Genomic DNA, 11,467 nt, shown 5'->3' with positions numbered 1-11,467 from the left:
GGATGGTCGCCGAGGTGCGGCCGGAGTACGACACCGAGTGGGCCGCGATGAAGGCGGTCGCCTTCAAGCTCGGGATCGGCACGACCGAGACCCTGCGCAAGCGGGTCCGGCAGGACCGGATCGACGCCGGCACCCGGCCGGGCACCACGACGGAGGAGTCCGCCGAGCTGAAGCGGCTGAAGAAGGAGAATGCCGAGCTGAAGCGGGCGAACGAGATCCTCAAAGCCGCGGCGTCTTTCTTCGCGGCCGAGCTCGACCGGCCACACACACGCTCGTAGCGTTCATCGACGAGCACAAGGGCCGCTTCGGCGGCGTCGAGCCGATCTGTCGGGTCCTCACCGACCACGACTGCAAGATCGCCCCGTACCCCTGCTCCGCCCACCACAAACGCCAGGCCACACCCGCGGCCCGCACCGTCCGCGACGCCGGGCTGAAGACCCTCATCACAGAGGTGTACGAGGCCAATTACCGTGTCCACGGCGCCCGGAAGATCTGGCGGCACCTGAACCGCCGGGATGTCGCGGTGGCCCGCCGCACCGTCGAGCGCCTCATGCGCGAGCCCGGCATCACCGGAGCGGTCCGCGGAAGGAAGGTGATCACCACGATCCCCGACGCGAGCGCACAACGGGCTCCGGACCTCGTGGACCGCGACCTCGTCGCCCCGGCCCCGAACCGCTGCCGGGTCGCCGGCTTCACCCACGTCGCCACGTTCGCCGGCGTCGTCTGCGTCGCCTTCGTCGTGGACACCTTCTCCCGCCGCATCGTCGGCTGGTCCGCGGCCACTTCGAAGGAGACCCGGCTCGTCCTGGACGCCCCCGCGATGGCCCTCTGGCAGCGCGACCGAGATCAACGCCCTTATAGAAAAGGCGAGTTGATACATCACTCCGATGCCGGGTCGCAGCACGCATCGTTCGCGCCCGCCGAGCACCTCGACCGGGCAGGCACCGCCGCGTCGATCGGATCGGTCGGCGACCTACGACAATGCCCTGGTGGAGTCCGCGATCGTCCGGTGCAAAACCGAGCCGACCAAGCCCGGCCGGCCCCGGAGGACGCTCCCCGAGGTCGAGCCGGCCACCGCCGAATGGGTCGACTGGTACTGCCACCGCCGACCGCACGGCGAGATCGGGCACATCCCACCCGCCGAATACGAGACCAACTACTACCGAGCAACCACGAAACCCCAGGTCGCAGTCACGACCTGGAGTCTCGATCAAACCCGGAACGGTTCAACGTGCGCCTTCCTCCCACGTGAAGACTCTGGTGATTCCATCGGTCACCGTGCTCACGTGGGTGGTCATCGACGGAGCATCGTTGGGTTCAAGGGCCATACCCAAGCATCGCCTACTTGGGGTCCCTCAGGTGCCTCGGGTGCACGCTTTCCAACTGTTCACGAGGTCGTAGGCAGGGAAGCGGAGACGTTCTGACCAGGGACGGAACCGGTGTCGAAGTTGGCCGTGAACGGCCCCGAACGCGGCCGAATGAGACCAGAACTGAGACCAGCGAACCAGACGTTCTTGCTGGCCAGAGGGCGTGTAGCCCAGGTACCGACGCGGCGGCAGGTGCTAGCGGTGTAAGGTCGGGCGTACGGTGGCCCTGATGCGCATTCCGGCTACTTCACCGGCCTTTTGGAGGAGTTCGTCCCAATCGGTGTGTGGGAGCCATGCCTTGCCCACGAGATGGGCTGTCCACATGACGAAGCTCTCGCCGGAGAAGATCAGTCCCCGGCGGATGCGGCTCGGCTTCGAGCTGCTCCCAGGCACGCTGGTTGACCTTGACCTGGTCGACGTCTGTCCATGTCTACCCCTAAGCTCCCTTAGTAAACCGTCGGCAACGGGCAGCACGGGTGCGGTGCAGTGGACGACTCGGACCTGATCACGTAGTCGTTTGCGCGTCCGGCTACGAGCCGGACAACGGGTTCGTCGAAGCCCCGTCGAGCTGCTCAAGCGCTGCCCGCAGGGTCTGGTCGGAAATGGCCACCCCGCTCACCTCCTGTTCGATGACGCTGCCGTCGGGAAGGGTTCGCCGGAGGCGGATCGAGCGCCGGCGGTCGCGTTGCAGCCACAGGCGGAAAACTCTGACGACGGCCCCCACAGCAACCGAAGATCCGACGAGCTCCACAAGGATGCTGGGCAGCATCCCCTTCGCCCCGCTCACTGCTGGGAAAGAGGACTCGGCGACGATGTCCGGCTCGTCACGAAGCATTGACGTGAGCTCACCGATGGCCCCCAGCACGGCGGGGTGATCATCGGTCAGCGACGCAAGACCGGGGACTACTTCGAGCTTCGACGGTTCCACGGACGACCCCTCCGGTAGGACTGGCCTTATATACTAGGCGCCGCCGAGTGATCTTCGCGGGCTTCGGGGTTGTCGTACGACGGGGGAGTTGCCGTGTATCGGGCACTCATAGTCTGCAACGCTGGCTACGTGGGTGACCCGGACCTTCTTCCGCCGCTCATAGGTCCGCGCACTGATCACCGACTGATCGCGGAGGCTCTCGCGCACGGCCAGTTCGGGATGTTCGCCGATGTGGACATGACCGTTCTTCTTGACGTCACAGCAGGGGAACTGCAGCGGCGTACTCATGTTTTCTTCGCCAGCGCCGAACCCGATGACGTCCTTCTGTTCTACTTCAGCGGTCACGGGGCGACGAAGAACCATAAGTTCTATTTGTGCGGGACCGATACGGAGTTCCTCCTGCTGGCCGGCACCGCGGTACCCGACACTTTGCTCAACGAGATCATGTCGGATTCCTCGGCGCGAGCCAAGATCGTCGTTCTCGATTGCTGCCACAGCGGGGCGTTCAAGGGTTCCGAGACTCCCGGGCTCCTCGGTGGGAGGGGACGGTTCGTCCTGACCGCGACAGCTCCGGCTCAACTCGCGGACGACGCCGACGAGGACGGCAAGGCTAGCCCGTTCACCCGGGCACTCGCCGAGGGCATCACCCACGGAGCGATCGACGAGGACGACGACGGCTTCGTATCCCTGGAAGACCTCTACAAGTACGTTGATTCCATCGACTTCCGTGGGCCGAAGCCCAGCCGCCTCTTTGACGGATACGGTCGGCTCCCTATAGCGCGGCGCCCGAAAGTCGAACCGGAAGTCCCCCGCTCCGCCGGGGACTTCGACCCCTCGGGGACATCCGATTTCGCCGTCCACGCGACGTCGGAAGTCGCTGACGACGGGCCCGGCTTTCTCGACCACCCGACAAAGCGGACGCCGGTGAACGCCGATCGGGTGAGCCGATTTCGCGGCGATCTGCGGAAAGACATAGCTCAGGACCTGCCTGGGCAGCTTTCATCGACCGAATTCCTGCAACGGGCAAGCCTCATGCGCGACGGCTGGCTCACCATCGCTGGCGCATTGTTGTTCGGTGAGGAGCCCACCGCAGTGGTCGCCACCGCGATCGTCCAGTGTGCACGTGTCTACGGCACGTCCATCGACGACCCCAAGGACAAGACGGATCTTCGAGGGACCGTTCCCGAGCAGATCGAGCGGGCCAGGGATTTCATCGCCGCACACACCCGGACCGGCGAGGCGCCCTCCGAGCACGCGGCCACCACCCAGCCGCATTACGAATATCCCATGATCGCGGTGAGGGAGCTCATCGCCAACGCGCTGGTGCACCGCAGCTATACGCACAAGCACGCATGCGTGCACGTCAAGCTCTTCGAAGACCGCCTTGAAATCACCAACCCCGGATCATGGTTTGGTGATGGCCTGGCCGAGAACCATCCGACCCCCATCAGCAGGGTCCGGTCCGAGTCGCAGCGGCGGAATTTCCGCCTGGCCAGTGTGTTGACGTGGGCGCGCTTGGTGGAGGGTGAGGGCTCGGGAATCCCGGCTACCATTGCCGACTGCCGGAACACCGGCGCCCCTGAACCGACGGTGGTCCAGCGGAACGGGCTGGTGACCGTGACTCTGTACCCGAGAAAGAACACTGTCCGTGTCACCGGCGATGTAGTCGCGGGCAACATCAACGCCAGCACCTATTACCACCCCGGTCGACAGGCGCTCACGTTCCCGACACAGATCGGTGTCGTTCCCCCGCAGGCGGAGTCGTTCCAGCCACGCCGGAGCGACGCCGCCCTTACCGCGCTGATGGAAGCCGACGGCGTGGATGCCGGTCGACCCTCGGCTGTCGTACTCAGCGGGATCGGCGGCGTGGGCAAGACCCAGGCGGCGGCACAGGTGGCGCGCCGCCGGTGGTCGCACGGAGGGGCCGACCTGGTGGTTTGGGTGGACGCCGGCACTCGCTCGGCAATCATCGCGACCTATGCCAGGGCTGCAGCGGAGCTGTCCCTCGCCGACGCTGCCCAGCCCGAGGAAGCCGCCCAGACCTTTCTGGCGTGGCTGGAGACTACCGATAAACGCTGGCTGATCGTCCTGGACGACGTGGCCAGTCCGGGTGATCTGCGGGGCCTCTGGCCGCCGACAACGCCTTCCGGCCGTACCGTCGTCACCACCCGGCGTCGCGACGCGGCCCTCACCGGTGTCGGCCGTCATCTGGTGAGCATGGATGTGTTCACCGAATCCGAATCCGTGCAGTACCTGACCGCCAAGCTTGCCGACCACGGTCTGAGCGATTCACCCACCGAACTGGCCGGTTTGGCGGCCGATCTCGGCCACTTGCCGCTCGCGCTGTCACAGGCGGTCGCTTTCATGATCGACCGGAACATAGGATGCGCTGCCTACCGTCGTCGGTTGGCCGACATGCATCGCTCACTGGCGGAACTGGCCCCTGATTTGGTGTCACTCCCGGACGACCAAAGTGTCACCCTTGGTGCGGCATGGTCGTTGAGTATCGAGCATGCGGACGCCCTTCGACCCGTCGGTCTGGCCCGGCCGATGCTGGAGTTGGTCAGCCAACTGGATCCGACGGGCATACCGATCGAGGTGCTGACGGCCGACCCTGCTCTTGAATACCTGACCCTGTACCGTTCCTCCGTCACGAGAGTCGGCACCCCCGGCACGTCCGGCAGCGCACAGGTAACGGTCTCCGAAGGCGACGCCTTGGCCGCTCTGCGGTGTCTGGCTCGGCTCAGCCTGGTGACCGCGGACAGACACAGCCCGTACGAGACAGTGACGGTCCATCGCCTGGTGCAACGTGCGACTCGCGACGCGGCCGCAGCCGGACGCACCGACAGCGCGGCCGAGGCTGTGGCCCGTGCACTGCTTGCGGTGTGGCCGGACGACGCAAGTGACTCCCTGCTCGCCCATGCCCTGCGAGCCAACACGGAGCATCTCCGAACGGTGAGCGGGGAAGCCCTGTGGGCCTCGGGATCGTATGCCGTGCTCATCAGGGCCGCCACCAGTCTCGGCCAGGCCGGGCAGACAGTCGCCGCCGCCTCGTTCTTCGAGTCCATCGCCGACGAGGCGATCTCCCATCTGGGATCGGCTCATCCGGACACCTTGTCCATTAGGGCCAACCGCGCCGTCTGGCAAGCCGAAGCGGGAGATGCCGCGGGTGCCGGCCGCGAGCTCGAGCGGCTGGTGGACGACTGCGCCCGAGTGTTGGGACGGGAGCACCCGGACACTCTGGCGGTCCGGCTGAACCTCGCGCGATTCAAGGGCCCTGAGTACGACACGGGCTCGGGCTCGCTCGAGTCGTTGGTGGGCGACTTCGACAGGCTGCTGGGGCCCGACCATCCCGACACCCTGACCGCCCGCGCCAATCTCGCCATGTGGCGCGGTATCCACGGGGACCCCTCCGGCGCGGCCGTCGAATTCCAGCGTCTGTTCTCGGATCGGGTCCGGCTGCAAGGCCCCGATCACCCGGACACGCTGGCCACCCGGAGCAGTCTCGCATCATGGCGGGGGGCGGCAGGTGATCCTGCGGGGGCAGCGCGTGAAACCGCGGAGCTGCTGCATGACTACGTCAGAATCCTCGGCCCCGACCACCGCGACACGCTCAACTCCAGGGGGAATCTGGCGTCATGGCGGGGGGTGGCGGGGGACCCTGCGGGGGCAGCGGCCCAATTTGAAGAACTTATGGGCGATTACCTCAGGGTCCTCGGCCCGGCACATCCTGACACCCTTGTAGTCCGGGGCAATCTGGCGTTCTGGCAGGGAGAAGCAGGCGACCCCGTCACGGCGACGGCAGCACTCGAAACGCTGCTCGAAGATCGCAGCAGACTGTTGGGCCCGGACCACCCGGACACCCTGGCCACCCGGAACAACCTGGCGAAGTACCGCGGGCTGTCAGGGGACATTGGAGGTGCGGTCACCGCCCTTGAGCAGTTGCTGGCGGACCGTATCCGCGTTCTGGGCCCCGAGCACCCACTGATCGGGTCGACCCGCGAACACCTGATCCACTGGCGGGCCCGGTCCTCCGCCCGATAGAGGTGGTGGCCTCGGCGGTCAGCGGTCCCCTCCGAGAACATGTCCCGTGATGAAGGAGGAGTTGTCCCCGGTGAAGATGAGCCCGGTGTTGTTCCCGCCGATCGCCACCGACCGCTCCCCCTCGACTGTGACGTGTACCGATGGCGCCGGCAGCAGCGCGGTGACTTCCGCGAGTGTCTCGACGTCGCCCGACAGCGCTTTACGCAGTCTGAGCCGCAGCACCGCACGGGCATCCTCGTCCGCGGTGTTGGCCGCGACCTCCGCAACCGCCTCACGCAGCGCTTCTGGCTCAACGCTACGTTCACGAAGCACCCGCAGAATACGTCTCCCGAGTTCGGCCGCCGGACCACCCTGCGACGAACCCGATGCTCGATCGGCGAACACGTCGAGCCCGTCGACGCCGATGGCCGTGGCAACCGGCGAAAGGATCTGACTGAGTACGACCTCGACCTCTTCTCGCACCGCCCACCTCCTGCTGCCGCTGTACGCAGCCAAGCGCCCCGAAGCTATCAGGAATGCTCCGTAACAGCTTAGGTCAGCATTCCCCCAGCCCCTGCGGCTGCGCGGCGAACGGCCCGGACCGGGGGCTCTGCTGAGAACTCCGCCGCCAACGCCGGCCCAGGTGGAGCGCACGGTGCGGGACACCTGGCAGACCTCACGTGTCGCAGTCCCACCAACAAGAGAATCAAGCATGATCACGCTCAAGAAGGACGACGAGCCAGCGGATCTGGGCACGTGACCCATCTGGCCGTCGGAGTGTCCTGGGACCCCACCGCCGGAAGCAGCGGCGGGTTGATGGGAAAGATCCGCCAGAAGACAGGCACCGATCTCGACCTGATCGCCATAGCGCTATAGGGCACGGAGCCGGTACGACTGGCCGGGCTCGACTCCTCGGACTCGTTTGGCAAGAGCTTGTTGGTGCACAGCAGCGACAACCAGACCGGCGTGGAGACGGCGACGACGGAACAGTGACGGCTTGCCCTGCGTGAGGGTTAGACTCCGATGGTTCCGGGCTCCGCCTTCCACCTCGACCAGTCCGCCAGCTTCACGCCCTTGTCCTGAGCGGTGTGGAGAGTGAGCACCGCTTTAGAAGTTCGATCAACGCAGCCGCACAGCAATATGGTTCGCGGGATGTGAGGCTGGCGTAGACCGCTGGTGGCTGCTGCTGTCCGCCGTCGTTGATGTCAGGCGTGGATGTCAGAACGGGAGATTGTTCGGATCCTCAGAGATCCGCCGGGCGAACTCGTCAACGACCTGGGGTACGACTTGCTGGGCGTCTTCGTCCTGTAGTGCTTGCACGAGGACTTGCCGGACAATGTACGGTTGTCCGGCGTGAGATGAACGGGTCCGGCTGACTGCCCGCTCGACCTTCGCCAGGTGGGCCGCCACGATCGGGATCGNTCGCCTCGTCGTATTCGCTCGGGTCCGTGGCCATGGGACCAGCCGATCAAGCCGAGCAGTGAAGGTCAAGGTCAACGACACGCCCTCAGCTTGGGAAGCTTGGGTTTCTCGGCGGCAGTAGCTGCGCTGACCTGGGGCGAAGTAGGGAGGCGGCCTGCCTGACCGCTGACTGGTCCCCGCCATTCCCCGTGGCTCCCCGCATGATCTGGCATGCACCTGGCACGTGGGGTCTTGGTGGGTTGCGGCCTCGCAGTCGTTGACCAAGTGCTTAGAAGATGCGGGCACCACCCTGTAACGGGATCTGACTGGCTGGTGCTGTCGTCATGGCCGGCTGCTGACCGCCGTTACCGTCAGCATTGCCGTCGCTGCCGTCACTGCCGTCGAGGCGCGGACGTTGCCGCCAGTTGGGTTCGAGTCAGCGCGGAGGGATCGTGCGGGAGCGGCCTTCGATTCGGATACCGAGGGCGAGACGGTATAGCTCCGGGAGTTGGTAGCGGCCGTCGGGGGTTTTCGACAGGGCGCCCCAGTCCTGGAGCTCGCGGATGGCCTTGTGGGTAAGCCCCACGTCCCCCGCAAAAAAGGGGGACTGTTCGACGGCCTGGTGTACCAGCGTGCGCAGGAGGTCCCAGATATGGGGGAACTGGTGTTGGAGCTCTTCGATCTTGAGCGCGCCGCACTCGGCCAGGGCTTGACGCATGGCCGGTGGGGTAAGTACCCGGTCGCTCCACCGTCCGTCGTCGGCAGACGTGATCGCGGCTGCGTGCAGAAAGCGGATGACGTCGCGCGGCTGGACGCGTTCCTGGGCGTCGGCGAGGGCGGAGGCGAACCACCGGTCGGTCCACGCCTCGCGGGAGCCGTCCGAGCCCATCCTCAAGCCCCAGAGCGGCAGGAGACAGCTGGCGGTCTCCTCCTCCCCCAGGTCGGCGATGGGCCTTTCCGGGACCGGCACCGCGCCGGAACGGACCGAGAGCCACACGGCGAGCTTCAGGGCGTCATCAGTGGTCCAGTGCAATTCGAACGGGGGCCTGCGCCGCAAGGTTCTGCCGTCTCGGTTGGCTGGGCCTTTGAGAGCGCGTTCCGTCGCCGCCGTCGGACGGGTGAAGATCACGACCCCCAACGATTGTTTCCGAAGCCTGCGCAGAGACTGCATCATGTCCAACAGGCTGATGAAGGCAACGGACGCCCAGGGTTCGTCACGTCGGTGCAGCCACTCCTCCAGGCCATCGACGAGGAAGAGCGCCTCATGGCCTAGCAGGTACTCCATCGGCTCGGCGTCGTCAGGGGCACCGGCCGCCATCGCGAGGCATGTCAGCCAGCGCTCCCGCCAGAAGCCCATGCTCTCCGCGGACGGATGCCGGGAGGATGACTCGATGAACGCCAGGATCCGGTCGCGACGCTCCGGCCCGGCGGGCGTCTGCTCCCACGGGTTCTCCTCCCATAGGCCGTCCGCCTCGACGGGGTGTGGATCCGCATACCAGATTCTGTCCGGAGCGTCCGGCGGGGCGAGCACCGGAATGACTCGAGCGGACTGTCGGACGGATACCCCGGCTGTCAAGGCGAAGGCGTCCCAGGTCCTCGCCGCGCACATCCTGGCGAAGGTGAACGTCTTGCCCGTGCCGGCCTCGCCCGTCACCATGGTGATCGGCAGGTCGGTTCGGTGGGCGGCGATGAGCCTGCGGGTGGGTTCGATGGTGAAGAAGCCGCTGTCGGGGTCCGCACCGAACGGCCCCCGGTTGAGCAGCGCGCTAGTGAACTCGGCCAGGGCGGACCGACGGCGCCCGAGGACCTCCGGGCTCTCGTCGGGACGGTGTGGTACCAGCATCGTGCTCGGCGCGAACTCCGCTACCAGCCGCGGCAGTCCGCAACGGCGCGTCACATCCACCACCGCGTCCCAGCTGTCGGGAAGCGCGAGCAGTTCCTCGCGGAACGGGCTCAGCACGGGCTCGGTCAGTACCTGCTCGTCCACCGCCAGGTGGTCCTCGTCATGTGCAGTCGTGCCGTCGTCCACGGGCAGGACGATGGCCTGGGAGAGGGCGTCGCTGAGAAGGGATTTGGCCGCGTCTGCATGGCCGTCGTGGAGGTCCAGTCGGTACTGGGTCACGATCGCGCCGGGCGCGGGATCCATGCCGACCCGAGCGGGGGCGCGCGTTCCTACCTGGTGGATCATGGCCTCGGTGCCGTGCAGTGACTGGCTGCTGATGGTGGAGACGAAGACCCGGGTGACCCGGGGATCCAGTAGGGCGGGGGCCGACAGCTCGGACGCGCCTGCCCGCAGGTCTAGTACGACGATGTCAGCCTCTGCGGCGACGGCGAGCGCGGCGAGAGACTCGCTGAGGAAGTAGGGCGAACGGTCCTCGGTTAGCAGGTCCGAGGGACCGATCCGAGGCGGGCCGAGCACGGTGCGCCGACTAGAGGGAAGGACCGTTACCCGGCCCTTTCCCGCGTGACGGGACACCTCCTGGTTGGGCAGGTACGCAGCGGCGATGTTTACCGCGTCGGTGGGTTCGCCGTCCGCGGAGGAGTGGAGGAGCGCCAGGACATCGTCGTACGCGATGTCGCAGCGGCCGCCCTGCGCTTGGTACATCCAGGTGATGCCCGGCGCCTCGAGGTCCGCGTCGACGAGGAGCACATGCTGTCCGCGGGAGGCCAGCAGGTCGGCGAGCGCCACCGCGTGCAGCGTGCGGCCCACACCTCCCTTGAAGGAGTGGAAAGCGATGATCTGGCGGTCGCCGGGAAGGCCGGGGGACGCGGGACGCGGCAGCGGTTCGCTCAGCGCCGAGGTGACACGGCGCTCGTTGAGCCTTGGACGGCGGGCGACCTGAGGCGCGTCCGCGGTTTCGGTCAGGCGTACCGGGAGGGAGCGAGGGGTGTGGGACTCGGGGCGGTCCAGGCGGAGTTCCAGGCCCTCCTCGCCGTCCACGGCGGACTCGAGGCCGAACTGGTAGTCCAGGAACTCCCGGACCTCGCCGACGGAGGTGCCGGGACGCACGGACAGTTCGAGAGCGTCCCACCAGGCGTCGGCCTCGAGCAGCCAGGACGGCCACTCGCCTTCGACGGCTGCCTCCGCCAGGCGTGAGTCGACGTCGACCCAAGTGAACAGCTTGTCGGCCACGCTGCTCAGCATCCTCTCCTGGCGGCCCGCACCAGTTGTTTCAGCGCTTCGAGCGCTGCTTTCTGATCATCGTCGTTCAGTCTCGCACCATAGCGCCATGCCTCATGGAGCTGATGGCTTTCGATCCAGCCGCCGTTCTTGTGGCGGCGGCAGCGGAGCGGGTCCGGGCGGGTCACGGGGTCGCGCAGGTTGAGTTCCTTCGCCAGCCTGCGGAGGTCGTGGCTCCGCAGGTCGGAGGGGAGCTGGGCGGTGGACATGTAGAGCGAGCGCCGTCGCATCACCTCGGCCTTCAGCGCGCACTCGGCGGCGTAGAAGTACAACAGTCCGCAGACCGCCGTGTCCCCGACACTCTCGGCGGCCTGCGCCTGCTTCAAGAGCCTGTCCCGGCTAGTGCTGAGCTCGCCGGCCCCCACGTCGACCATCTCGCCAGGGTAGTGGCGGCGGGCGCACGGGGAAGGGAAGTTGGAGGAGAATGGCTAGTGGGAGCGGGGCCCGGAGAACCAGAAGGCGTGCTCCGCGCCCCACGGGGCAACACGGTAGCTCGCGACCGACCTCGCTGTGGGTCACCGTCGTCAGCGACCACCAGCTGCGCCTGAAAGTTCTGCGGGTTCGGGT

General features: G+C 66.8%; 5 protein-coding genes and 2 pseudogenes. 3 read left to right on the top strand and 4 right to left on the bottom strand.

Features of this window, described 5'->3' with window-relative positions:
- Positions 1 to 2: 2 nt before the first annotated feature.
- Positions 3 to 1,166 (top strand): annotated as a pseudogene (locus tag RH94_RS06950) (IS3 family transposase); the annotation flags it as partial.
- 730 nt (positions 1,167 to 1,896) lie between these two features.
- Here RH94_RS06950 and RH94_RS06945 read toward each other — a convergent pair.
- Positions 1,897 to 2,295 (bottom strand): effector-associated constant component EACC1, encoded by a 399-nt coding sequence (locus RH94_RS06945; protein WP_143203971.1) that lies wholly within the window; start codon positions 2,293 to 2,295, stop codon positions 1,897 to 1,899.
- Between the two features lie 93 nt (positions 2,296 to 2,388).
- On the opposite strand from RH94_RS06945, the gene RH94_RS06940 reads away from it, so the two are divergent.
- Entirely contained in the window at positions 2,389 to 6,339 is a 3,951-nt protein-coding gene (locus RH94_RS06940) for a tetratricopeptide repeat protein (protein WP_073946763.1), read from the top strand.
- An 18-nt stretch (positions 6,340 to 6,357) separates the two neighbouring features.
- On the opposite strand, the gene RH94_RS06935 is transcribed toward RH94_RS06940, so the two are convergent.
- Positions 6,358 to 6,801 carry a hypothetical protein gene (locus RH94_RS06935; protein WP_073946762.1) on the bottom strand — a complete coding sequence of 148 codons (444 nt, stop codon included), beginning with the start codon at positions 6,799 to 6,801 and terminating at the stop codon, positions 6,358 to 6,360.
- Positions 6,802 to 7,030: 229 nt separating this feature from the next.
- Here RH94_RS06935 and RH94_RS42615 point away from each other — a divergent pair.
- A pseudogene (locus tag RH94_RS42615) lies at positions 7,031 to 7,313 on the top strand (TerD family protein); the annotation flags it as partial.
- 842 nt (positions 7,314 to 8,155) lie between these two features.
- Here RH94_RS42615 and RH94_RS06925 read toward each other — a convergent pair.
- Together RH94_RS06925 and RH94_RS06920 are read right to left on the bottom strand one after the other, a co-directional pair.
- Entirely contained in the window at positions 8,156 to 10,864 is a 2,709-nt protein-coding gene (locus tag RH94_RS06925) for a KGGVGR-motif variant AAA ATPase (RefSeq protein ID WP_267893340.1), read from the bottom strand.
- Positions 10,858 to 11,274, bottom strand: a complete 417-nt coding sequence (locus tag RH94_RS06920) for a hypothetical protein (protein ID WP_073946761.1) — start codon at positions 11,272 to 11,274, stop codon at positions 10,858 to 10,860. Before RH94_RS06920 ends, RH94_RS06925 begins: the two co-directional genes overlap by 7 nt.
- Positions 11,275 to 11,467: the final 193 nt, after the last annotated feature.

It is taken from the genome of Streptomyces kebangsaanensis, assembly GCF_001906585.1.
Taxonomy (GTDB): domain Bacteria; phylum Actinomycetota; class Actinomycetes; order Streptomycetales; family Streptomycetaceae; genus Streptomyces; species Streptomyces kebangsaanensis.
The sequence above is the reverse complement of the archived record's forward strand: the minus strand, read 5'-3'. Positions and strand labels throughout refer to the sequence as shown.

Coding starts and splice junctions, on each gene's coding strand:
- RH94_RS06925 (WP_267893340.1), bottom strand. CDS start 10,864: ATGCTGAGCAGCGTGGCCGACAAGCTGTTCACTTGGGTCGACGTCGAC.
- RH94_RS06920 (WP_073946761.1), bottom strand. CDS start 11,274: ATGGTCGACGTGGGGGCCGGCGAGCTCAGCACTAGCCGGGACAGGCTC.